At 33.1% G+C, this 25,173-nt stretch carries 16 protein-coding genes; 11 read left to right on the forward strand and 5 right to left on the reverse strand.

All coding sequences use genetic code 11. The features are described from left to right. Positions 1-10: 10 nt before the first annotated feature. Positions 11-757, reverse strand: a complete 747-nt coding sequence (locus tag C8D80_RS11050; RefSeq protein ID WP_133610358.1) for an electron transfer flavoprotein subunit beta/FixA family protein — start codon at positions 755-757, stop codon at positions 11-13. 228 nt (positions 758-985) lie between these two features. Here C8D80_RS11050 and C8D80_RS11055 point away from each other — a divergent pair, with 228 nt between their 5' ends. From C8D80_RS11055 to C8D80_RS11090, 8 genes are all read left to right on the forward strand, one after another. Beyond that, complete coding sequence (locus C8D80_RS11055; RefSeq protein WP_262709740.1) at positions 986-2,008, forward strand: pyruvate dehydrogenase complex E1 component subunit beta; 1,023 nt, start codon at positions 986-988, stop codon at positions 2,006-2,008. A gap of 60 nt (positions 2,009-2,068) precedes the next feature. Next, a complete protein-coding gene (locus C8D80_RS11060; protein WP_133610362.1) occupies positions 2,069-4,552 on the forward strand; it encodes a DUF5686 and carboxypeptidase-like regulatory domain-containing protein in 2,484 nt (827 codons plus the stop codon). Positions 4,553-4,635: 83 nt separating this feature from the next. Continuing rightward, positions 4,636-5,166, forward strand: a complete 531-nt coding sequence (locus C8D80_RS11065; protein ID WP_133610364.1) for an inorganic diphosphatase — start codon at positions 4,636-4,638, stop codon at positions 5,164-5,166. Positions 5,167-5,281: 115 nt separating this feature from the next. Continuing rightward, entirely contained in the window at positions 5,282-7,861 is a 2,580-nt protein-coding gene (locus C8D80_RS11070; RefSeq protein ID WP_133610366.1) for a sodium-translocating pyrophosphatase, read from the forward strand. Between the two features lie 81 nt (positions 7,862-7,942). Continuing rightward, on the forward strand, positions 7,943-10,240 hold the full coding sequence (locus C8D80_RS11075; RefSeq protein WP_133610368.1) for a glycoside hydrolase family 20 protein: 2,298 nt from the start codon (positions 7,943-7,945) through the stop codon (positions 10,238-10,240). Continuing rightward, a complete protein-coding gene (locus tag C8D80_RS11080; RefSeq protein ID WP_199757200.1) occupies positions 10,240-11,238 on the forward strand; it encodes an isoaspartyl peptidase/L-asparaginase in 999 nt (332 codons plus the stop codon). Before C8D80_RS11075 ends, C8D80_RS11080 begins: the two co-directional genes overlap by 1 nt. An 81-nt stretch (positions 11,239-11,319) precedes the next feature. After that, positions 11,320-12,000, forward strand: a complete 681-nt coding sequence (locus C8D80_RS11085; RefSeq protein WP_133610370.1) for a copper homeostasis protein CutC — start codon at positions 11,320-11,322, stop codon at positions 11,998-12,000. A 94-nt stretch (positions 12,001-12,094) separates the two neighbouring features. After that, positions 12,095-14,491, forward strand: coding sequence for a beta-mannosidase (locus tag C8D80_RS11090; RefSeq protein WP_133610372.1), 2,397 nt, complete (start codon positions 12,095-12,097; stop codon positions 14,489-14,491). 32 nt (positions 14,492-14,523) lie between these two features. Here the strand turns inward: C8D80_RS11090 and C8D80_RS11095 are convergent, their stop codons facing one another. After that, on the reverse strand, positions 14,524-15,138 hold the full coding sequence (locus C8D80_RS11095; RefSeq protein WP_133610374.1) for a deoxynucleoside kinase: 615 nt from the start codon (positions 15,136-15,138) through the stop codon (positions 14,524-14,526). Continuing rightward, the gene (locus C8D80_RS11100; RefSeq protein ID WP_133610376.1) at positions 15,138-15,881 is read right to left on the reverse strand and encodes a hypothetical protein; all 744 of its coding nucleotides are present in this window, start codon (positions 15,879-15,881) and stop codon (positions 15,138-15,140) included. Before C8D80_RS11100 ends, C8D80_RS11095 begins: the two co-directional genes overlap by 1 nt. A 175-nt stretch (positions 15,882-16,056) precedes the next feature. Between C8D80_RS11100 and C8D80_RS11105 the strand changes: the two genes are divergently transcribed. Both C8D80_RS11105 and C8D80_RS11110 read left to right on the forward strand, forming a co-directional pair. Then, complete coding sequence (locus C8D80_RS11105; protein ID WP_133610378.1) at positions 16,057-16,965, forward strand: GLPGLI family protein; 909 nt, start codon at positions 16,057-16,059, stop codon at positions 16,963-16,965. A gap of 17 nt (positions 16,966-16,982) precedes the next feature. Beyond that, the gene (locus C8D80_RS11110) at positions 16,983-19,727 is read left to right on the forward strand and encodes a TonB-dependent receptor (protein ID WP_162845073.1); all 2,745 of its coding nucleotides are present in this window, start codon (positions 16,983-16,985) and stop codon (positions 19,725-19,727) included. Between the two features lie 30 nt (positions 19,728-19,757). Here C8D80_RS11110 and C8D80_RS11115 read toward each other — a convergent pair whose 3' ends face one another. Then, complete coding sequence (locus C8D80_RS11115; protein ID WP_133610380.1) at positions 19,758-21,845, reverse strand: tail fiber domain-containing protein; 2,088 nt, start codon at positions 21,843-21,845, stop codon at positions 19,758-19,760. Between the two features lie 96 nt (positions 21,846-21,941). Further along, positions 21,942-23,192, reverse strand: a complete 1,251-nt coding sequence (metK, locus tag C8D80_RS11120) for a methionine adenosyltransferase (RefSeq protein WP_133610382.1) — start codon at positions 23,190-23,192, stop codon at positions 21,942-21,944. 628 nt (positions 23,193-23,820) lie between these two features. Here metK and C8D80_RS11125 point away from each other — a divergent pair. Continuing rightward, entirely contained in the window at positions 23,821-25,113 is a 1,293-nt protein-coding gene (locus C8D80_RS11125; protein WP_133610384.1) for an O-acetylhomoserine aminocarboxypropyltransferase/cysteine synthase family protein, read from the forward strand. Positions 25,114-25,173: the final 60 nt, after the last annotated feature.

Genomic DNA, 25,173 nt, shown 5'->3' on the forward strand with positions numbered 1-25,173 from the left:
AGGTTTGAAATTAGATAACTTTCGCTTCGTTATGTAATAAGTTAATTAACTCATCTAAGTTGTCAGCATTTACTAATTTAACTGCTGATTTAGCAGCTGGTTTTTCAAATTTAACAGCTTTTGTTGTAGTTGCGTCGCCAGTTGGTTCTACTAGAGTTAAGGCTTTAGTTCTTGCCATCATGATTCCTCTCATGTTTGGAATACGTAAATCTTTTTCTTCTACTAAACCTTTTTGACCACCAATAATTAATGGTAAACCTGCAGAAATAGTTTCTTTTCCACCGTCAATTTCTCTAGTTACTTTTGCTTCGTTTCCATTTACGTCGATACCAACACAAGCGTTTACGAAATTGAAACCTAATAATCCAGCAACCATTCCTGGAACCATTCCACCATTATAGTCTAACGATTCTTTTCCAGCAATTACTAAATCATAACCTCCGTTTTTAACAACTTCAGCTAATTGTTTTGCAACAAACATTCCGTCTGTTGGGTTTGCATTAATACGAATTGCTTCGTCTGCTCCAATTGCTAATGCTTTTCTTAAAGTTGCTTCAGCGTCAGCTCCACCAACATTTACAACAGTAACATTTGCTCCTTGTTGCTCTTTAAACCAAATGGCTCTTGTTAAACCAAATTCATCATTAGGATTAATTACAAATTGAACACCGTTAGTGTCAAACTCACTGTCACCATTGACAAAATTAATCTTTGAAGTAGTATCAGGTACGTGACTGATGCAAACTAATATTTTCATTTTTATGTATTTTGTTAGTGAATATTTTCTGTCCCAAAAATACAAAATAATTTCTAAATAAAAACTATGCACGCATAATAAATATGTTTTTCTTAGATAAATTAGCTTTTTTTTAGGAATAGTTTAATTACGGAGTTGTGTTTTGTGTTTTGATTGAATATTTTTAACGCTAAAACGTTTTAGTAGAAAGTGTTGCCATTTTTTTTAATAACGAATTAGAATAATTATATTTTTCTTACTTTTGCCAATCATAATTCAAAAGAAATTAATTTCATGAGAACGATACAATTTAGAGAAGCTATTTGTGAAGCGATGAGCGAAGAAATGCGTCGCGACGAATCAATATATTTAATGGGTGAAGAAGTAGCAGAATATAATGGAGCTTATAAAGCTTCAAAAGGGATGCTAGATGAATTTGGACCAAAACGTGTAATTGATACTCCTATCGCAGAGTTAGGATTTGCAGGAATCGCTGTAGGTTCGGCTATGAATGGGAATCGTCCTATTGTAGAGTTCATGACGTTCAACTTCTCATTAGTAGGAATTGACCAAATTATCAACAACGCAGCAAAAATGCGTCAAATGTCTGCTGGACAATTTCCAATGCCAATGGTATTCAGAGGTCCAACAGCTTCTGCAGGTCAGTTAGGTGCAACACACTCACAAGCTTTTGAAAATTGGTTTGCAAACACTCCAGGTTTAAAAGTAGTAGTTCCTTCTTCTGTTTACGATGCTAAAGGTTTATTAAAATCAGCTATTCGTGATAATGATCCAGTTATTTTCATGGAGTCAGAACAAATGTATGGCGATAAAGGTGAAGTGCCAGAAGGAGAATACACTATTCCATTAGGTGTTGCTGATATCAAGAGAGAAGGTACAGATGTTACAATTGTTTCATTTGGTAAAATCATTAAAGAAGCTTACGCTGCGGCTGATGAATTAGCAAAAGAAAATATTTCTTGTGAAATTATCGATTTAAGAACGGTTCGTCCTATGGATTACGATGCGATTTTAAATTCGGTTAAAAAAACAAACAGATTAGTAGTTTTAGAAGAAGCTTGGCCATTTGCTTCAGTTGCTTCTGAGATAACTTATATGGTACAAGAAAAAGCATTTGATTACTTAGATGCTCCAGTTCAAAGAATTACAACTGCAGATACTCCGGCGCCTTACTCACCAACTTTATTAAAAGAATGGTTACCTAATTCGCAAGATGTAATTAAGGCTGTGAAAAAAGTTATGTATAAATAATAATTAACTTATTATATTTGGAACTTCATCAGTAACTTTCTGATGAAGTTTTTTTTTCCTATGAAGACAAAAATTGTATTATTCTTTTTATTTCTAAGCTCAATAGTTATTGGGCAAACCAAGGTTGGTGGAAAAGTAACTGACGAATTTGGTGATCCTGTAGCTTTTGCAAATGTTATATTTAAAAACTCAAAAGAAGGAGTAATTACCGATGAAAATGGGAATTTCTATTTTGAATCTAAAGAAAACTATTCCACGTTAGTGGTTTCTTATGTGGGATTCGAAAAGAAAGAAATTTCATTAAAACCTGGTTTGAATTCGGGGTTAAAAATAGAGTTGAAGTCGGGTACAGAGCTTAAAGAAGTTGTAATTTATACAGGTAAAACGTCAAAAAAGAACAATCCAGCTATCGATATATTGCGAAAAATTTGGGAACGTAGAAGAAAGAACGGACTCAAAATGTTTAAACAATACGAATATGATAAGTATGAAAAAGTTGAATTTGACTTAAATACCATCGATTCTGCTTTCATGAATAGTAAAGTGTTTAAAGGAATGGAATTTGTTTTTGACCAAATTGACACTTCAAGTATTTCAGGAAAAACCTATTTGCCAATTTTTATCAATGAAACACTAAGTGAAGTTTATGGCGATAATGAAGCAAAAAAAACAAAAGAAATTACAAAAGCCAATAAAAATTCTGGATTTGGTTCAGGTGATGGAGTAAATACATTCATCAAAGATTTATATGCTGATTTCGATATCTATGACAATTACTTAAAGTTTTTCGATAAAGATTTCGTGAGTCCTTTGTCAAGAACAGGAATCAATGTTTATAATTACGTTTTAAATGATAGTATGTACATCGATAACAAATGGTGTTATAATATTGTGTACTATCCAAGACGTAAAAATGAATTGACTTTCAAAGGAGATTTCTGGGTAAACGATACCACTTTTGCTATTAAGAAAATTAATTTAGAAGCCAGTAAAAGTGCCAATATTAACTGGGTAAAAGAAATTTATATTGAGCAAGAATATGAGGTTTTAAATGATTCTGTTTTTTTATTGACAAGAGATTACATGATGTCTGATTTTAGTTTTTCTAAAAAAGAAGAATCGAAAGGAGTTTACGGAAAAAGAACAACGCTTGCTAAAAATCATAAATTCAACGTTAAGAAAGACGATAAATTCTATAAACAAGAAGTCAATTTCTATGATAATGCTGTTTTCAACAAACCCGACGAATATTGGGAAGCCAATCGATTTGAAGCTTTAAATAAAAACGAAGCTGGAATTTACAAAATGCTCGACACTTTAAAAGAAGTGCCGCGTTTTAAACGAATTTACAGTCTTGCCTCAATTTTGGGAAGTGGTTATATTGAAATTCCAAAATGGAAAATGGACTACGGACCAATATTTTCAACTTTTGGATATAACGATGTTGAAGGGCAAAGATTAAGAGCTGGTGGTAGAACTTATTTTGGTTCAAATGATAAGTGGCGCATTCAAGGTTACACGGCTTACGGATTTAGAGACAACCAATTCAAATATGGAATTTCGGGTAGATGGATGGTGAATCCAAATAAAAGATTGATTTTATCCATAGGAAATCGTCGCGATGTGGAACAAATGGGGGTTAGTTTAACAACTTCAAATGATGTTTTAGGGAGAAGTTTTGCTTCGTCGGCACTTTTTGCAAGTGGTGTTAATAACCAATTAACTTCTGTAAATCTTACAACTTTAGGATTTGAAATAGAGCCAGCAAAGAATTTTACTTTCCAAACGAATTTAACGTACAGAACATTAAAATCGGCATCAAGCGAATTTAGTTTGGATTATTACACTGATTTGACTCAAACCGAAATTAAAAGTGAAGTAAAGCAATCAGAAATAAATTTTGTAGCAGAATATACTCCAAAACGTAAAACCGTAGGTTATGGTGTTGATCGTATGGATGTAGATTTCAATTATGCTCGTGTTTTCCTAAGCTATAGTAACGGTTTAAAAGGGGTTTTGAATAGTGATTTTAATTATCAAAAATTGCAACTTTATTATCGTCAACCAGCTATGATTGGTGGTTTTGGTCGATTATTTACCACTTTCGAAACTGGAAAAATTTTCGGAGAAGTACCACTTGGTTTAATGGGGGTAATTCCTGGAAATCAATCTTGGTTTGTAATCGAAAACACTTATAACTTATTAGATTACTACGATTTTGTGGCAGATGAATATGCTTCTTTACATTTTGAACACCATTTTAACGGAAGATTATTTTCGAGAGTTCCGCTTTTAAGAAAATTAAATTTACGTGAAATCATTGGAATAAAAGGTGTTTACGGAAGAGTTTCTGATGAAAATGTAATGTTGAATGCTTCGGGTTTAACGTATATTGCGCCAGAAGATATTTACTGGGAATATCATGCAGGTGTTGGAAATATTTTTAAAGTATTGCGTGTCGATTTTGCTTGGAGAGGAAGTTACTTAGAAATGCCAGATGCTAGAAAATTTGCTGTAAGGGCTTCTTTCGGTTTTTATTTCTAAACCTATATTTTTTTTGCAAAACTCTTTTGTTTCTCATGTTTTATAGTGGTAACTTTGCACCCGTTTTAAAAACATAAGATAAAATGACAGCAGATAAAATTACTACATTTGATGTATTGATTGAGATTCCAAGAGGAAGTAGAAACAAATACGAATACGATTTTGAATTAAAAAGAATGCGTTTTGACAGAATGTTATTTTCGTCAATGATGTATCCAGCAGATTACGGATTTATTCCAGAAACGTTAGCATTAGATGGTGATCCATTAGATGTTTTGGTTTTAGTAAACGAACCAACATTTCCAGGTTGTGTTATGGAAGTAAAACCCATTGGTGTTTTCCACATGGCAGACGACAAAGGACCAGATGAGAAAGTGATTTGTGTACCAGTTTCTGACCCAATTTGGAATAAATTAAACGATTTAAGCGATGTAAATCCTCACTTAATTAAAGAAATCGAGCACTTCTTCCAAGTGTATAAAGATTTAGAAAATAAAAAAGTAGATGTTGAAGGTTGGGGAGACGTTAATGAAGCAAAAGAAATTTTGACAAAATGTACGAATCGTTTCAACGAAATCGAAAATAAACCAGAAGGATTGTTTAGTATTAAATAATTTTTTAGTTCTCAATAAATAAAAAGGCAGTATTTTTCTAAAAATATTGCCTTTTTTGTTTTATTTTCTTAATATTACCATAAAATAAACAAACAAAATAACTAAATTATATTTTATGGAATCAATGATGATTTATGTGCCAATAGTCATGGCACTATTAGGATTAGCATTTATGGCTGTCAAACGCGCTTGGGTTCTTAAGCAAGATGCTGGAGATGGAAAAATGAAAGAAATTTCAGATTACATCTACGAAGGAGCCTTAGCCTTTTTAAAAGCAGAATACAAATTATTAACGTTTTTCGTCCTTGGAGCGAGTGTGGTTCTTGCAGGAATTTCATTTATTGTTCCAACAACACATTGGTTAATCGTAATTGCATTTATTTTCGGAGCTATATTTTCTGCTTATGCAGGTAATATTGGGATGAAAATCGCAACAAAAACAAATGTTAGAACTACGCAAGCGGCTCGTACAAGTTTACCACAAGCATTAAAAGTTTCTTTTGGTGGTGGAACAGTAATGGGATTAGGTGTTGCTGGTTTAGCAGTTTTAGGATTAACTGGATTCTTTATCATATTCTTTAGATTTTTTATGAACGGAGAATGGACATCAACAGATGACATGACTATCGTTCTTGAAACTTTAGCAGGATTTTCTCTTGGAGCAGAATCTATCGCTTTGTTTGCTCGTGTTGGTGGAGGTATTTATACAAAAGCTGCCGATGTAGGTGCTGACTTAGTAGGAAAAGTAGAAGCTGGAATTCCAGAAGACGATCCACGTAATCCTGCTACAATTGCAGATAACGTTGGAGATAACGTTGGAGACGTTGCAGGTATGGGTGCCGATTTATTCGGTTCGTATGTAGCAACCGTATTAGCGGCAATGGTTTTAGGAAATTATGTAATTAAAGATATGGGTGGTAAAATCGATGACGCTTTTGGCGGAATTGGACCAATTTTATTACCAATGGCAATCGCTGGTTTCGGAATTTTATTTTCTATCATTGGAACAATGTTAGTTAAAATTTCAAGCGACGATGCTAAAGAAGCGCAAGTTCAAAAAGCATTAAACATTGGAAACTGGGTTTCTATTGCTTTAACAGCTATTGCTTGTTTTTTCTTAATTACTTTCATGTTGCCAGAAACTATGCAAATGTCATTCTTTGGTGAAGGAATTCAAGAGATTTCTTCAATGAGAGTTTTCTATGCATCTTTAATTGGACTATTTGTTGGTGGAGCAATTTCATCAGTAACTGAATATTACACAGGATTAGGTACAAAACCAGTTATGGCTATCGTACAAAAATCGTCAACTGGAGCAGGAACTAACGTAATCGCTGGTTTAGCAACAGGTATGATTTCTACTTTCCCAACAGTAATTTTATTTGCTGCTGCAATCTGGTCAACTTATGCTTTAGCAGGATTTTACGGAGTAGCTTTAGCAGCTTCTGCAATGATGGCAACAACTGCAATGCAGTTAGCAATCGACGCCTTTGGACCAATCTCTGATAATGCTGGTGGAATCGCTGAAATGAGTGAATTACCAAAAGAAGTTCGTACTCGTACAGATATTTTAGATTCTGTAGGTAACACAACGGCTGCAACCGGAAAAGGTTTCGCAATCGCATCTGCTGCTTTAACTTCGTTAGCTTTATTTGCAGCTTATGTAACTTTTACAGGAATTGATGGTATTAATATCTTCAAAGCGCCGGTATTAGCAATGTTATTTGTTGGAGGTATGATTCCAGTAGTTTTCTCTGCATTAGCAATGAATTCAGTAGGAAAAGCGGCAATGGACATGGTATACGAAGTGCGTCGTCAGTTCAAAGAAATCCCAGGAATTATGGAAGGAACTGGAAAACCAGAATACGGAAAATGTGTTGAAATTTCTACAAAAGCCGCTTTACGCGAAATGATGTTGCCTGGAATCTTAACAATCGGTTTCCCAATTGCAATTGTATTATTAGGTAAATTAGTTTACGCAGATAACAACCAATTAATCGCTGAAATGTTAGGTGGATATATGGCTGGAGTTACCGTTTCAGGTGTACTTTGGGCTGTGTTCCAAAATAACGCTGGTGGTGCTTGGGATAACGCTAAAAAATCGTTCGAAGCTGGAGTTATGATTAACGGTGAAATGACATACAAAGGTTCTGATGCGCACAAAGCAGCAGTAACTGGTGATACTGTTGGAGATCCATTTAAAGATACTTCTGGACCATCAATGAACATCTTAATTAAATTAACGTGTTTAATTGGTTTAGTAATCGCTCCAATCTTAGGAGGTCATGGTGCTACAACTGAAAAAGGAGCTTGTTGTGCAAAAACAGAAATGATGTGTTGCGATACAGGAAAATGCGATATGTCTAAATGTGCTGATATGACAAAAGAAGAATGTGCTAAAATGTGTGAAGACAATGGCTGTTCTCAAGAATGTAAAGAAAAATGTATGGCAATGTATGATGAAAACGGAAAATTCATCGGAGATGCTGGACATGTTCATGACGAAAATTGCAACCATGGAAAACATGAGGAAATCATCAAAATGGATGTAAAAAAAGTAAAAGACGATAACGGAAAAGTAAAAGCAACAGTTACCATTACTAAGAAAGTAGATGGTAAAGAAACTACTGAAGAAAAAGTTTTCGAAGGAGACGATTTAGAAGTAGAAGCAAAAATTGCTGAACTAGGAAAATAATCTTTTTCTATACAAATAATGAAAACCGCACAGCAATGTGCGGTTTTTTTATTTAATTTTAGCCAAACAAACACAACTCCAATGAAATACAAAATACTGACTTTGTTGTTGCTCTTTTCTGTAATTAGCTCTGCACAACAAACTCTTAATTTAATACCGAAGCCGAATTCAGTCGAATTAAAAAAAGGACATTTCGTTTTAAATAAAGAAACTGTAATCGTAGCTGATGAAAATTCTTTTGAAGCAAAGTATCTTCAAAATGAAATTAATAATAGAACAGGTTTTTTGTTGAAAATTTCTTTAAATTCTAATTCAAAAAGTAAAATCGGATTTTTTGATATGTTGATGCCAGGAGTTACTTTTGAAATTGATTCATTAGGGAATCGTTCAATAAATAGAAATAAAGGAAAATATTTTCTTAGAATTGAGAAAAGCGAAATTACAATTGCTCAATGTGATGATATTGGTAATTTTTACGGAATTCAAACTTTATTACAGTTAATTCCATTTGAAAAGAAGAATGAAATTAGAATTCCGTGTTTAGATATTGACGACCAACCCAAATTCCAATGGCGCGGCATGCATTTAGACGTTTCTCGTCATTTCTTTCCAAAAGATTTTATCAAAAAATACATTGATTATTTAGCAATGTACAAGATGAATACCTTTCATTGGCATTTGACAGATGACCAAGGTTGGCGCATCGAAATCAAAAAATATCCAAAATTAACTGAAGTCGGCGCATGGCGAAACGGCTCCATGATTGGACATTACACCGATCAAACTTTTAACGACATTCGTTATGGCGGATTTTATACCCAAGAAGAAATCAAAGAAATTGTAGCTTACGCCAAAGAACGCCACATCACCATTGTTCCAGAAATTGAAATGCCAGGTCACGCTTTAGCAGCCTTAGCTTCTTATCCTGAATTTTCTTGTACAGGCGGACCATTTGAAGTGGGAAAAACGTGGGGCGTTTTAGAAGATGTTTTTTGCCCAAAAGACGAAACGTTTGCTTTTTTAGAAAATATTTTGACCGAAGTTATCGCATTATTTCCATCTGAATACATTCACATCGGTGGTGATGAATGTCCAAAAGTTCGCTGGAAAAGTTGTTCGCATTGTCAAAAGAGAATTAAAGAGGAACATCTAAAAGACGAACATGAATTACAAAGTTATTTTATCCAGAGAATTGAAAAATTTGTCAACAGTAAAGGTCGAAAAATCATCGGCTGGGACGAAATTTTAGAAGGCGGATTAGCACCAAACGCAGCCGTTATGAGTTGGCGTGGTACTGAAGGCGGAATCGCAGCAGCCAAACAAAAACATTTCGTAGTCATGTCGCCGGGATCTCATTGTTATTTTGACCATTATCAAGGGGAACCCAAAAACGAACCGATTGCTTTTGGAGGTTATACCAATTTGGAAAAAGTATATTCTTTTAATCCCATTCCGAAGGAACTTTCAGTAGATGAATCGAAATATATTTTAGGTGCTCAAGCCAATCTTTGGACAGAATACATCAATACGCCAGAACATGTTGAATATATGCTTTTCCCAAGAATAGCTGCGCTTTCCGAAGTTGTTTGGGGAACATCCAATCCGAAAGAATACAAAGAATTCGAAAAAAGACTGATTTCACATTTTGAAATGTATTATAAAAAAGGAATCAACTACAGCAAAGCCATTTTCGAAGTAACTTCTAAAGTACAACCTGCTGAAAACGGTGTGGCTTTCGAATTAAAATCAGTAAATCCAAACGGAATTAAATTTACCACTGATGGTTCAGAGCCAATCGCAAATTCAATTTCTTATGAAAAACCAATTCTAGTAACTTCAAATCAAACCATAAAAGCGGCTTATTTTGAAAACGGTAAGGCTAAAAGTGCCACCATCGAGCAACCGTTTTTCATCACAAAGTCAACTGGAAAAAAGATTGAATTGGTACATCAACCTCACGAAAATTATGGAATTGGAGGTCCTTTTACTTTGGTGGATGGCATGAAAGGAAATACTTCTAAATTTGGAAGAGATTGGTTAGGTTTCTGGGGAAAAGATATGAATGCTACTATCGATTTAGGAAAAACAGAAATGATTTCAAAAATCAGTATCAATACACTTTTATCAGAAGGAAGTTGGATTTATTATCCAAAAAGCATTGGAATTTTAGTTTCAAAAGATGGTGAAAATTATATTCCAATTACGATTATTTCTTCCAAAGAAATTGATGAAAATAAAGGAAAAATCGTAGTTAAATTCGACAAACAAAACGTTCAATTTATAAAAGTCATTGCAGAAAACAACGGAATCATAGCAGATGGAAAACCTGGAGCCGGTTCCAACAGTTGGTTATTTGTAGACGAAATAAGTGTAGAATAATGACAAACAGAAGAAATTTTTTAAAAACGACCGCTTTAGCAACTGCTGGCGTGGCATTTCAATCGTTTCATTCCAAATCGGATGAAACGGAAGTTGAAATTAATTCAGGAAAAACAAACAAACCAATCGTACTTTCTACATGGAATTTCGGTTTACAAGCTAACGAAGCTGCTTGGGAAGTACTTAAAAATAAAGGTCGCGCTTTAGATGCAGTTGAAGCAGGAGTGAAAATTCCAGAAGGCGATCCAAATGAGAGAAGTGTAGGTTACGGCGGTCGTCCGGATAGAGATGGTCGCGTAACATTAGACGCTTGTATCATGGACGAATTTTCGAATATCGGTTCGGTGGCTTGTTTGGAACACATCAAACATCCTATTTCCGTAGCAAGAATGGTGATGGAAAAAACGCCTCATGTGATGTTGGTAGGTGAAGGCGCTTTGCAGTTTGCCATTGCACAAGGATTCAAAAAAGAAAATTTGTTAGTTGAAGCTTCCGAAAAAGAATGGAAAGAATGGCTAAAAACGAGTGAATATTTACCAAAAGCAAATATCGAAAATCACGATACCATCGGAATGATTGCTTTAGATGCTCAAGGGAATTTGTCTGGCGCATGTACTACAAGTGGTATGGCATTTAAAATGCACGGACGAGTAGGAGATTCCCCAATTATTGGTGCTGGTTTATATGTAGATAACGAAATTGGTGCAGCAACAGCAACAGGTCACGGCGAAGAAGTAATCCGAATTACAGGTTGTCATTTAGTAGTAGAATTAATGCGTCAAGGAAAATCGCCACAAAAGGCTTGTGAAGAAGCCGTGATGCGAATTGTAAAACTGACTCAAAATCGAGGAAAAAATCTAAAAGATATCCAAGTTGGGTTCATTGCCTTGAATAAAAAAGGTGAATTTGGTTCTTATTGTGTACAAGGTGGTTTCAATTATGCTGTTCACGATGTAACCGGAAATAAATTAATCGATGCGAATTACTTTTTGAAATAATTTTTCGCCACAGATTAAAGGATTTTAAGGATTATTTAATCCGTGAGAATTTGTGTAATCCGTGGCTAATATTCATGACTTATGTTCCAGAATAAAAAAATAGAAATCGCTTGTTTTAACCTTGAATCTGCTCTAATAGCACAAAATGCTGGAGCTGACAGAGTGGAATTATGTGCAGACATGTCAGTTGGTGGAACAACACCTTCTATTGAAATCATTCAACAAGCTCGCGAAAATTTGAACATCGATTTATACGTAATGATTCGTCTAAGAGGAGGAAATTTCGTTTACTCAGAAGCAGAATTTGAACAAATAAAATCGGAAATCGAGACCATCAAAAAACTTGGAGTCAACGGATTTGTTTTTGGAATTTTGAAGGATGATAATACGATTAATATCGAACAAAATAAAGTCTTAGTTGAATTAGCAAAACCATTTCCTTGCACATTTCACAGAGCATTTGATGAGGTTTCAGATTTAAAAAAAGCATTAGAAGATGTTATTTTTTGTGGATTTTCAACGATTTTAACTTCTGGAACTTTTCCAAATGTGATGGAAGGAAAAGAAGTTTTAAAACAATTAGTCAAACAAGCTAATAATCGCATCGAAATAATGCCCGGTGGAGGATTGCGTTCGACTAATATTTCAGAATTAGACGAAATGGTTAATACTAATTGGTATCATTCTTCTGCCATTACCGATGGAAGTGAAATTGCTAGTCCAGAGGAAATTGTTCAATTGAAGAAAAAGTTGCTATCTTAAATGAACTTACATGCCTTATATGTTTAAAAAAATCTTCGTTTTTATATTGTGTCTAAATTGTTTTTTCATTTTTGGACAAACTTCCTATCGCAATTTGTCAACGGAAAACTGGACATTCAACAAGCAAAACGAAGTAAAAAAATACAAGGCAACCATTCCCGGAACCGTTCACACCGATTTATTTCAAAACCAATTAATTCCTGATCCGTTTTTTGGAGCTAATGAAAAGCAATTGCAATGGATTGAAAATGAGAATTGGGAATATGAAACAGAATTTATACTTACTACTAAAGAGTTAAAAACCGAAAATATAGATTTGGAGTTTGAGGGTTTGGACACCTATGCATCGGTTTATTTGAATGGAGAACTAGTTTTAGAAGCGGATAATATGTTCCGAAAATGGACAATTTCTGCCAAATCACATTTGAAAATTGGAACCAATCATTTAAAAGTAGTTTTTCATTCCGCGGTTCAAAAAGGAAAAGAGGAAGCGAAAAAAATATCTTATACCTTACCCGAAAAAGAACGTGTTTTTGTTAGAAAAGCACAATATCAATTTGGTTGGGATTGGGGCCCACGATTTGTAACGGCAGGAATTTGGAAAAAAGTCCAATTGAAGTTTTGGAATTCGGCTAAAATCGAAAACATGAAATTCAGTCAAGTCGAATTGAATGACAAAAAAGCGATTTTAGAATTCACAACCGAAATTTACGTTTCCAAAGTCAAAACAATTCAGTTAAAAATCAATAAAAAATCGGAAACATTCAATCTTAAAAAAGGAAAGAACAAAATCAAAATGCAATATGAAATTGCAAATCCAAAACTTTGGTGGTGTAATGGATTAGGTGATGCTAATTTATATCCTTTTACTGTTGAAATTAGTCAGAAAAAGCAGTTTTTGGATTCGAAAAAGCTAAATATTGGCTTGAGAACTATCGAATTAATTCAGGAAAAAGACCAAGCTGGGAAAAGTTTTTATTTTAAATTAAATGGGAAACCCGTGTTCATGAAAGGTGCCAATATAGTTCCACCTGATAGTTTTTTACCACGAGTTTCAGATTCTACTTATTTTTCATTGGTTGAAAATGCTAAAAATGCGAACATGAACATGCTACGTGTTTGGGGTGGAGGAGTCTATTTTGAAGATGCGTTTTATGAAGCTTGTGATGCCAAAGGAATTTTAGTTTGGCAAGATTTTATGTTTGCTTGTTCTATGTATCCGGGCAATGAAAAATTTGTGCAAAATGTAAAACAAGAAGTAATTGATAACGTAAATCGTTTGCAAAATCATCCGAGTATTGCGATTTGGTGTGGCAATAATGAAAACGACGAAGGTTGGCACAATTGGGGTTGGCAAAAACAGTTTAAGTATACCAAAGCCGATTCGACTCAAATTTGGAATGATTATAAAAAAGTATTTCATGAAATGATTCCGAAAACTTTAGATAGTTTACTTCCGAAAGAAAAAAATATTTATTGGTCATCTTCGCCATCGATTGGTTGGGGACGAAAAGAAAGTTTAACTCAAGGTGATTCGCACTATTGGGGAGTTTGGTGGGGAAAAGAACCGTTTGAAATTTATGAGAATAAAGTTGGGCGATTTATGAGCGAATACGGTTTTCAAGGCATGCCAAATTTAGAAACCTTGCAAAAAGTAATACGTAAAGAAGATTTGAATTTCACTTCCGAAGCTTTTAAAAATCATCAAAAACATCCAACAGGTTATGAAACCATCAACGAATACATGGAGCGCGATTATGTAGTGCCAAAAGATTTTGAAAATTATCTTTATGTTTCGCAATTGTTACAAGCTCGTGGAATGAAAATCGCAATTGAAGCTCACCGCTTGGCAAAACCTTATTGTATGGGTACTTTGTATTGGCAATTTAACGATTGTTGGCCAGTCACGTCATGGAGTTCGTTGGATTATTATGGGAATTGGAAAGCGGCTCATTACCAAGTCAAAGAAAGTTTTGCGCCTATTTTTTTAGCAGTAGCAGAAAAAACAGATGGACTTTCAATTATAGGAAGTAATGATAACTTGGAAGTAAAAGCTGGTATAGTTACGGTAAAATTAATTGATTTTTCTGGGAAAGAACTTTGGACTGCTTCTAAAGAATGTGTTTTAGATGTTGAAAAAAATACAACGTGTATGCAGATTTCCTATGCAGATTTCCCAAAATTTGTAAAAGAAAAAACGGTGTTGCAGATTGAATTTAGTGGTAATCATAAAAATACAGTAGCATATCATTATTTTGTAAAACCAAAAGAATTACAATTAGAACAACCAACTATTGAAGTGAAAATTGTGGGTGAAACACTTATTGAAGTTAAAACAAATACTTTTGCTAAAAATGTGTATTTGCAGTCGGATGGTCGTTTTTTTAATGACAACTATTTTGATTTGATTCCAGGAATTCCTAAAATAATTAAAACCGATCGACCAACTGATAATATTATGGTGAAATCGTTGTTTGATACAATGAAATAAAAAAAACGCCTCAATTGAGGCGTTTCATATATCTAAAATAATCCGTTTAATTCGGCATCAATTCTATTAATGATGGTTCCTAAATCTTCTGGATTGTTTACAAAATCAAAATTATCAACATCAATAATGACTAATTTACCTTTATCATACGTTTGAATCCAAGCTTCGTATCTTTCGTTCAAACGACTTAAATAATCAATTGAAATTGAGTTTTCATAATCTCTTCCTCTTTTGTGAATTTGGCTTACTAAATTTGGAATCGAACTTCTTAAATAAATCAATAAGTCGGGCGATCCTACTAAACTTTCCATCAATTCGAAAAGTGAAGTGTAATTATTAAAATCTCGGTTCGACATTAATCCCATTGCGTGAAGATTGGGTGCAAAAATATGTGCGTCTTCGTAAATGGTTCTGTCTTGAATAATGTTTTTACCACTTTCACGAATTTGCAATACTTGACGAAAACGACTGTTTAGGAAATAAATCTGAAGATTAAAACTCCAACGTTCCATTTGGTGATAAAAATCATCCAAATACGGATTATCCACAACATCCTCAAAGTGTGGTTCCCATTTAAAATGTTTCGCTAATAATCTTGTTAACGTCGTTTTTCCTGCTCCAATATTTCCTGCTACTGCTATGTGCATTATGGTAAAATTATTTTGTAATTAGTAATTTCATTTTGGGTAAAAATAGACAAAATTCCATCTCTAAAGAAAAATTTTGAAATGATTTTTTCATCAATTGCTATTTTACTGCTACTCTTAGAAGTTAAGTCGTAATAATACAATTGATGTTCTATTTGATAAATTAAATTGTTGCTTTTTGTTAGTTGAATAGCTTCAAATTTTGGAAGAATTACTAATTTTTCAATTGTACCATAGATTGAAATGCGATACAAATTCAAATTAATATCGGTCCAATAAAAATGCGTGTAATCGGATTCATAGTGTAATATCGGATTTTCAAGCATCGTAGAAATCCATTTAAAAGTATCTGTATTTACGTTGTATAAACCAATTTTTGATGAAATACTGTCGTAAATCCAAATTTGGTTTTGGGAAGACAATGCAACAGCTTCTAAAGTGACCGGAGTTGATTTTAAGTTGAAATCTATTTTTTTGATTTCGTTTAATTGATTGTCTAAAAGGACTACAGTGTTGAAATTTTTATAGAAAACGACAATTTGTAATGGATTTTGAAAGTCTACTCTTGTGATTTTCCCTAAACCTAAATTATTGTATTGATAGGTTATAGTTTCGCTATTTTTGATTAAAATATTGTTTTTGATGCTGTAATTATTCTGTTGATTGTCAAAGCCTAAAAAAACATCACATTCTATTTTTATGCTATTTTGTTTTGTGGTTGAAATTAGTTCTTGACCTTTCATTGAAAAGCAGAACAAATTTAAAATTAATATAAATAGTGTTTTTTTTACCAGCATCGTTAAACTATTTCTGAAAGTCAGGGTCTAATATACTACTTTAACATAAAAATAGCAGTTAAATTGTGTAACAAAATGCACTATTTGTAGTCTATATATACATCTATAACATTTGAAAAGAATGAAAAAAATAATTATTGCTTCGATTTTAATGATTTCTGGGTTTCTAAATGCTCAGAATTTCCAAGGAATGGCGGTTTACGAATCTAAAACGAGTACGGCTGATTTCATGAAAGGAATGGGTGGAAACCGTGAGATTACTCCCGAAATGCAAAAACAAATAGAAGAGCGTATGAAAAAAATGTTTGAAAAAACATTTATTTTAAATTTTGATAAAACAGCCTCTATTTATAAAGAAGAAGAAAAATTAGATGCTCCAGGTCAACAAGGTGGTGGACGAATGATGATGTCGATGATGGGCGGTGGTGGAACACACTATAAAAACGCAAAAGACAAACAATATATTGTAGACAAGGAATTCTTCGGAAAAGAGTTTTTAATTAAAGATTCGTTACCTAAATACGATTGGAAATTAGAAGGGGAGTCAAAGCAAATTGGAAATTATACTTGTTTCAAAGCAACAGCAGTAGTGAAAGTAAGTGAGTCTGATTTTAGAAATTTTAGATTTAGAAATAACAACAATGCTAAAGAAGGTGATAAAAAAGCAGAAACGGTAAAAGATACTGCAAAAGCTAAGAAAACCAATTTTACAGATGATTGGGAAATGCCAAAAGAAAATACTATTACAGCTTGGTATTGTCCTGAAATCCCTGTGAATCAGGGTCCAGAGAATTATTGGGGATTACCAGGTTTAATTTTGGAAGTTAACGATGGGAAAACTGTGATTTTGTGTTCTAAATTAGTTTTAAATTCTAAAGAAAAGGTTGAAATTAAACCTGCTTCTAAAGGAAAAGAGATAACTCAAAAAGAGTATGACGAAACCGTGAAAAAGAAAATGGAAGAAATGCGTGAGATGAACTCAGGTCCAGGTGGTCAACGTGGTGGATTTAGAATGGGAGGCGGACGTTAATTTTCTATAAAAGAATTATGAAAAAAATATTTTTTATCCTTATAATGGCACTTACTACAAGTGCCTTTTCTCAAAATATCCGTTTCGAAGGTACTGTTAAAGATACTACAGGTGTAGGCTTGGAAATGGCTAATATTATGGCGATTAATCAACAAACAAAAGCCATGGATGCTTATGCTATCACAAATGAAACGGGAAAATTTATCCTAAATTTAAAAGCGGGCACGGCTTACACACTTAAAGTAAGCTATATTGGTTTTCAAACGTTTGAAAAATCGGTTACGACTGGAACAACTGCTATGAATTATCCAGTGGTATTAAAAGAAGGAACTCAACTAAACGAAGTAGAAATTGTACATGAAATGCCAGTGAGTGTTTCAGGGGATACGATTATTTATAATTCAGATTCGTTTACTAATGGCACCGAACGAAAGTTGGAAGATGTTTTGAAAAAGCTTCCAGGTGTTGAAGTAAATAAAGATGGGGAAATTGAAGTAGAAGGTAAGAAAGTTCAAAAAGTAATGGTAGAAGGAAAAGATTTCTTTGACGGTGATACAAAGTTAGCTACCAAAAATATTCCTGCAGACGCTTTAGATAAAATTCAAGTTTTACGTAATTATAACGAGGTTTCTAATTTAAAAGGATTAGAAAATAACGAAGAAAGTATCGCCATAAACATTAAACTTAAAGAAGGGAAAAAGAATTTCTGGTTTGGAGATATGATGGCTGGAATTGGTGTTGGAATGGAAGACACCCGATTCATAGTCAATCCGAAGTTGTTTTTTTATAGTCCGAAATACAGTTTAAATGTAATTGCTAATGTGAATAATATTGGAGAATTACCATTAACAGCTCAAGATTATTTCAAGTTTACAGGTGGTTTTAAAAATATGATGCGTAAAGGTGGTTCATCTTTTAATGTAGCTTCTAATGACTTAGGAATTATGGGACTTCGAAATAATCAAGCAGCTAATATTGAGTCTACTTTTGGAGCAGCTAACTTTAGTTTTAATCCATCGAAAGCTTGGACTTTAAGTGGTTTTGGAATTTTGTTAGGAAATAAAACCGAAATTGAAACTACAACGATTTCAAATCGTACAGATAATTTACCTGACGGATCAACCGAAACTACAATAGAAAATCGCGAAGATTTTACGAGACAAGATAGTAAACAAGTATTGTTTAAATTAAGTTCAAGTTATGTACCTTCAGAAAAAGTACATTTCGATTATGATGCGTTAGTTAAGTTTTCTGATCAAAAAGAAAATACAAGTGTATTTTCAAGTTTGTTGTCTGATATTTATACAGGAAAAGAACAAAATCCATTTTCTATTAATCAAAACTTAAACTATTATTACACGTTAAGTGAAAAGCATGTTTTTGCTTTTGAAATGCAACACTTGTATCAAAAAGAAGATCCGTTTTATAATGCTAATTTAGAAACGTTGCCATTTGCTCCTTTGTTAATAGGATATGTTAATGAAGGTGCTGGAGTACGAGACGATATAACTCAAAATCGTTTTGTGCAAACCAATAAAGTTGATTCAAAATTTGATTATTATTATATGTTAACTCCAAAAAGCAATATCAATTTGACTTTAGGAAACACTTATTCATATCAAAATTTTGATTCTTCAATTTTCCAGATATTGAACAACGGGACACAGAATAATCTAACGGATGCAACTTCAGTAAATGATGTAAATTATGCATTTAATGATGTGTTTTTAGGTGTGCACTATAAATTTATGTTGGGTAAATTCACTTTTAATCCTGGATTTAGTGTGCATCAATACAATATGAACGATGAACAATTAGGCGCGTCAAACAAGCAATCTTTTAATAGATTTTTACCTGATGTTTACGCACTGTGGCAAATTAAAAAATCGGAAACGTTAACTTATAATTATTCGCTTTCTAATAATTTTACAGATATTAATAGGTTAGCTCAAGGTTATGTGTTTTCAAACTACAATAGTTTGTTTAGTGGAAATAGATTTTTAGAAAATTCAACTTCTCAAGTGCATTCGTTGCGTTATTTTAAATACAACATGTTTAATTTTGAGAATATTTTTGCTAATATTTCGTATACAAAACAGCTGGAAGCTATTAAAAATAGAGCATTATTATTAGGTGTAAATCAAATTTCATCATCAGAAAATATGAATTCTAATTTTCCAGATGAAAGTTTGTCTGCAAGTGGAAATTATGGTCGTTCGTTTGCAAAATATTATAAAGCAAATTTAAGAGTTGGAGTAAACTGGTCTAAATCGAATAATATTCGTGTTTATCCTGACGCTGACACGGATCCAAATAACAATCCATCTGAAGTGCAAACAATCGAATCATATTCTCAAAGTTATGGTTTGAGCTTTTCAACGAATTATAAAACATTACCAAATTTAACTTTGGGTTACAATTATTCAATTAATGACAACTTTTCGGATATAATTTATGTGGATAGTCCAACGGTTACTTTGGAATATTTCTTCTTAGATGCGTTTTCATTTGTTTCGGAGTATTCTTATTTTCATAATAGAAATAAAGCCAAAACAATTGATAGCGAATATGATTTCTTAACAGCAAGTTTAATGTATCAAAAGAAAGATAGTAAGTGGGAATGGAAACTTTCAGGAACCAATTTGTTAGATACTAAATCTTTAGATACTAACAGTTTTAGTCAATTAGGAGGAACTAGTACTTTTTCAAGTTATAGAGTACAGCCGAGATTTGTTATTCTGAGTTTAAAATATACTTTATAATAAAAAAAGACCTGAAATTTCAGGTCTTTTTTATTTAAGTTTTTCTTCGATTGCTTTAAGCCTTTTTTCTAAAGCTTCGTTTTTTTGTTTTTGAAGTTCTAATTCTAGTTTTAATGCTTCAATTGTTTTTTGCTGTTCTTGTATTGATTTTACAATTGGAACAACAAATTCAGCATAACGTAAACTGTAAAAATCATTTTGGTTTTTAGGTACATCCACGCCACTAAAATCGTAGTTTGCTTTTTTAGCTGTTTCTTCAACATCTTGTGCAATAAATCCAGAATATCTTATAGTGTTGTTTTGGCTTTTTGGATCAATAGCTTTGAAATTATAATTATAAGTGACAGGTTTTAGATTTAAAATAAAATCTAATCCTACAACATTATTTTGTATGTTCTCTTTCAAGCGTCCATCTGATAAATTAGACCATCCAACAGCCCCGCCAATACTTGTAATATCAAAATTACCAAGTCTAATTTGATTGTCTCCCGAAATATATGCGTTAAATCCAATTGCAGTTGAATTGTTGTAATCTCCAGAATTGTAAGCATTGTAACCAATGGCGGTATTGTGATTTCCAGTATTATTTGAAATTAACCCATTGTTTCCAATGCTTGTATTAAAAGAGCCATTAATGTTGTTAAATAAGGAATTGTTTCCCAATGAAACATTGTGGTTTCCTGAAGTAGTATTTGACAAGGAATTGTAGCCCAAACTTACATTGTTTTCTCCTATATTGTTGTTTTTAGAAGCATTGTTTCCTATGCTAGTATTGAAACTTCCAGTTGTATTATTTTCCAATGAATTTGCTCCAACAGCTACATTATTATTTCCAGTAGTGTTTGATTTTAAGGTGAATTCTCCAAAACCTGAATTGTAATTTCCAGTATTTGCAAATAAAGATTGGTTTCCAAAAGCTGAATTTCCTATTCCAGCGGTTGAACTAAACAAAGCATTGTTCCCAAAAGCACTATTGTTATTTCCTGATATATTATTATACAAACTATTGAAACCAATAGCCGTATTGTTTGAGCCAGAATCGTTGTTATATAGCGAGTAGCTTCCTATTCCAGTATTCTGATTCCCTGTTTTTGATTTATACAAAGAAAAAGAACCAACAGCAGTATTCTGAAAGCCTATGGTGTTATTGTTTAAAGAATTATTACCAATTGAAGTGTTTTGAGATCCTGTTGTGTTGAAACTTAAGGATGCTAAACCAATTCCAACGTTATTGTTTCCGGTTGAATTAGCTGTTAAAGTGTAAGAGCCTAATCCGGTATTATTGTTTCCGCTAGTGTTACTATAAAGTGAATAAGTTCCAATGGCAACATTATAATTTCCATTAGTGTTGTTATATAAACTATTAGTCCCTAAAGTAGAATTTTCATTTCCTGAAATATTCATCAACAATGAGTTTGATCCAATTGCTGTGTTGGAGTTTCCCGTAGTATTATTGTTTAAAGAATATATTCCTAATGCTGTGTTGGAGTTTCCAACTGTATTATTTGTCATGGCTTGAGCACCCATTGCACTGTTAGAAAAACCCGTAGTATTGTTTTTCAAGGTGTTAAATCCAATAGCTGTATTTGAATTTCCATTAGTGGTACTACTTAATGAAAAACTACCAAAAGCAGTATTGTTAGAGCTACTCCCGATTGGCTTATACGAATTGTTTCCAAAAGAAGTATTGTTGATAGCTATAATTCCAGAATGGTTGTTATTTCTTCTAAAAATGAAGTCCGTATTATCTTTAGTTCCAATGTAATTGTTGTTTGGATTGGTATTCGTGTTTCCATTTATCAACCAAACATTTTTTGTGTTTGTTACAGAACTCCATGAAGTAGTATTGTTGTCCCAATAATAAAAGCCTGGTGCGTTATTACCTGCTGTTGTTGTAAGATAAATTAACAAACCATTTTGATCGCTTGTTGGATTAATAGCTGGAAAATTATTAACTCTTGGAATTAGAATTCCATCCGTGTTTGATGGTAAGTTACTGTCAGTTGCTACAATATCTAATGTGGATTTTGGATTTGTAGTGTTAATTCCAATTTGTGAAAAAACTTTGAAACTATTAAATAAAGTCACAAAAAAGAATATTTGTATAAAGGTTTTCATTAAAAATGAATTTTTTGCTAAAGTATAAAATCCGTAATTAAAAAACCCATTTATTCGAAAATAAATGGGTTTAACTATTTTGTATTCAGCAGATTCTTAGATATTAAAAGCTGCTTTTACTTTGTCTACGAAATCTAATTTTTCCCAAGTAAATAACTCAACAGAAACAGTTTTTGTTAAGCCTCCTGGAGCAGAAAACGTTTTGGTTACAGTTTCTGGGGTTCTTCCCATATGTCCGTAAGCAGCTGTTTCGCTGTAGATTGGATTTCTTAATTTTAAACGTTGTTCAATAAAGTAAGGACGCATATCAAAAATGCTTTCTACTACTTTGCTGATTTCTCCGTCAGTTAAGTTTACTTTTGCAGTTCCGTATGTGTTTACGTTGATCGATGTTGGCTCAGCAACTCCAATTGCATAAGAAACTTGTACTAAAATTTCGTCAGCTACACCAGCAGCTACTAAATTTTTAGCAATATGACGTGTAGCATAAGCAGCAGAACGGTCTACTTTAGATGGGTCTTTTCCAGAGAAAGCACCACCACCGTGAGCACCTTTTCCACCATAAGTGTCTACAATAATTTTTCTACCTGTTAAGCCAGTATCTCCGTGAGGTCCTCCAATTACGAATTTTCCTGTAGGGTTAATATGGTATTTAATAGCATCATTAAATAAATGAGCGTATTGAGGATTTTTAGCGATTACTCTTGGAATCAAAATTTCAATAATGTCTTTTTTGATTTTAGCTAACATCGTTGGTTCATCAGCAAAATCATCGTGTTGAGTTGAAACTACAATAGCATCAATACGAACAGGCTTGTTATCATCAGAATATTCTAAAGTAACTTGAGATTTAGCGTCTGGACGTAAGTAAGTGATTTCGTTGTTTTCTCTTCTTAAATCCGCTAAATCTTGTAATAGTTGATGAGACAATTTCAATGCTAACGGCATGAATTCAGCAGTTTCGTTTGTAGCGTAACCAAACATCATTCCTTGGTCACCAGCGCCTTGCTCTTCTTTACTTGCTCTGTCAACTCCTTGATTAATATCGGCAGATTGTTCGTGAATAGCAGATAAAACGCCACAAGAATTTGCTTCGAACATATATTCGCTTTTCGTGTAACCAATTTTCTTGATTACATCTCTCGCGATAGTTTGTACATCTAAATAAGTGTTTGATTTTACTTCTCCAGCTAAAATTACTTGACCTGTTGTAACTAATGTTTCACAAGCTACTTTTGACTCAGGGTCAAATGCTAAAAAGTTATCAATTAATGCGTCTGAAATTTGATCCGCAACTTTGTCAGGATGTCCTTCACTCACTGATTCTGACGTAAATAAATAAGCCATAATAAATTATTTTTTAAAATTTAGCGAGGAAAAATAATTGCAGAGATTGCGTAAAGGAGTAGTAATACTGCTTTAGCATTTTTTTAATGAGGTTGCAATCAGTTCAAATTTTTCCTCTTTGTTTTCGTTTGCAAATGTATGAAATGAAATTGAATTCCAAATAGTTGTTCACTTTTTTTTATAGTTTATTAATTGAAGAATTATGAAACCGTCTTTTTTATAGATTATTTTTCCATTAATAATTCATTTTTAATGAAAATAAATCCATTTTATTTAATTTAAACAACAAAATTTAGAAAAATAATCTATTTATTTTTTTATTGTAGAAAATAAATCTAATTTTGCCCTGTCAAATTAAAAGAAAAGAAAATGAACTTTACAATGTGCAATATGTGTATGATGATGTGGAATAATCCGCAGAGGAAACCTATTGCATAATTTTAAAAGTAAATTAATTCAATATAACCTCTGTCGAAAGCAGAGGTTTTTTATTTCTAAAAATTAAAATGAACATGAAAATAGCAATTTACAATCCAAGACGATGTTGTCGAATGTGTAGCTGAATCAAACTCAGTAAAATCAAAAAAATACATTTAAAAAATACAATAACATCAAAAATAAAAATATCATGAGCACAAATAAATTTGCAACAAACGCATTACACGCAGGACACGATACCACCAAAAACGCAGGAACAAGAGCCGTGCCAATTTACCAAACCACATCATACGTTTTTAATAACTCAGATCACGCAGCCAATCTTTTTGGTTTAGCTGAAGCTGGGTTTATTTACACTCGATTAAATAATCCAACAAACGACATCTTAGAACAACGTTTGGCCAAATTAGAAGGAGGAATTGGAGCTGTGGTAACCGCTTCAGGAACCGCAGCCATCTCAACAGCTTTGTTAACTTTATTAAAAGCGGGCGACCACATCGTAGCTTCTAACAGTTTATATGGTGGAACTTACAATTTATTAAACGTGACTTTGCCAAGATTAGGCATCACAACGACCTTCGTAGATCCATCAAATCCTGAGAATTTCTTAAACGCAGCACAAGAAAATACCCGAGTGTTCTTCGCTGAAAGTTTAGGAAATCCAAAATTAGATGTACTCGATTTAAAAGCCATTTCAAAAGCCGCACAAACCTACAAAGTGCCTTTTATTGTGGATAATACAGTGGCAACTCCATTTTTGCTAAACCCAATAGAACACGGAGCAAACATCGTAATTCATTCCTTAACCAAATACATCGGTGGAAATGGAACTTCTCTTGGAGGTGTCATCATCGATGCAGGAAATTTCGATTGGAGCAACGGAAAATTCCCAGAATTCACAGAACCTTCAGCAGGTTATCACGGATTAAAATATTATGAAGTTTTAGGTGCTGCATCGTTCATTGCAAAAGTTAGAATCGAAGGTTTACGCGACTTAGGAGCTTCGTTAAGTCCATTTAATGCATTTCAAATTATTCAAGGATTAGAAACATTGGCTATCCGAATCAAAAAGCACAGTGAAAATGCTTTGGAATTAGCCAAATGGTTGCAAAAACGTTCAGAAGTGGCTTGGGTAAATTATCCAGGATTAATTTCTTCAAAATATTACGATTTAGCGCAACAATATTTACCAGAAGGACAAAGTGGTATCGTAACTTTTGGATTAAAAGGTGGTTATGAAGCCGCTAAAAAAGTAGCTGATGAAACTCAATTTTTCTCTTTGTTGGCAAATATTGGCGACACAAAATCATTAATCATTCATCCAGCAAGTACAACGCACCAACAATTGTCAGAAGAACAACAAATCACAACGGGAGTAACGAAAGATTTAATTCGTTTATCAGTTGGTTTAGAAGATATTGAAGACTTGAAAGCCGATTTGCAAAGTGTTTTCGAAAAATTGCCAGTTCAAAATTTAGTTTAGGTTTTTGTTTGTTTTAAGGCTGCCGATAGACCTACCTAATGGCAGCCTTTTTTTAAAAAG

The organism is Flavobacterium cheniae (assembly GCF_004363695.1).
Lineage (GTDB): Bacteria > Bacteroidota > Bacteroidia > Flavobacteriales > Flavobacteriaceae > Flavobacterium > Flavobacterium cheniae.

Bases quoted from the DNA above. Each gene is read 5' to 3' on its own strand.
- C8D80_RS11050 (WP_133610358.1), bottom strand. From the start codon at position 757: ATGAAAATATTAGTTTGCATCAGTCACGTACCTGATACTACTTCAAAG.
- C8D80_RS11060 (WP_133610362.1), top strand. From the start codon at position 2,069: ATGAAGACAAAAATTGTATTATTCTTTTTATTTCTAAGCTCAATAGTT.
- C8D80_RS11065 (WP_133610364.1), top strand. From the start codon at position 4,636: ATGACAGCAGATAAAATTACTACATTTGATGTATTGATTGAGATTCCA.
- C8D80_RS11070 (WP_133610366.1), top strand. From the start codon at position 5,282: ATGGAATCAATGATGATTTATGTGCCAATAGTCATGGCACTATTAGGA.
- C8D80_RS11075 (WP_133610368.1), top strand. From the start codon at position 7,943: ATGAAATACAAAATACTGACTTTGTTGTTGCTCTTTTCTGTAATTAGC.
- C8D80_RS11080 (WP_199757200.1), top strand. From the start codon at position 10,240: ATGACAAACAGAAGAAATTTTTTAAAAACGACCGCTTTAGCAACTGCT.
- C8D80_RS11085 (WP_133610370.1), top strand. From the start codon at position 11,320: ATGTTCCAGAATAAAAAAATAGAAATCGCTTGTTTTAACCTTGAATCT.
- C8D80_RS11095 (WP_133610374.1), bottom strand. From the start codon at position 15,138: ATGCACATAGCAGTAGCAGGAAATATTGGAGCAGGAAAAACGACGTTA.
- C8D80_RS11100 (WP_133610376.1), bottom strand. From the start codon at position 15,881: ATGAAAGGTCAAGAACTAATTTCAACCACAAAACAAAATAGCATAAAA.
- C8D80_RS11105 (WP_133610378.1), top strand. From the start codon at position 16,057: ATGAAAAAAATAATTATTGCTTCGATTTTAATGATTTCTGGGTTTCTA.
- C8D80_RS11110 (WP_162845073.1), top strand. From the start codon at position 16,983: ATGAAAAAAATATTTTTTATCCTTATAATGGCACTTACTACAAGTGCC.
- C8D80_RS11115 (WP_133610380.1), bottom strand. From the start codon at position 21,845: ATGAAAACCTTTATACAAATATTCTTTTTTGTGACTTTATTTAATAGT.
- metK (WP_133610382.1), bottom strand. From the start codon at position 23,192: ATGGCTTATTTATTTACGTCAGAATCAGTGAGTGAAGGACATCCTGAC.
- C8D80_RS11125 (WP_133610384.1), top strand. From the start codon at position 23,821: ATGAGCACAAATAAATTTGCAACAAACGCATTACACGCAGGACACGAT.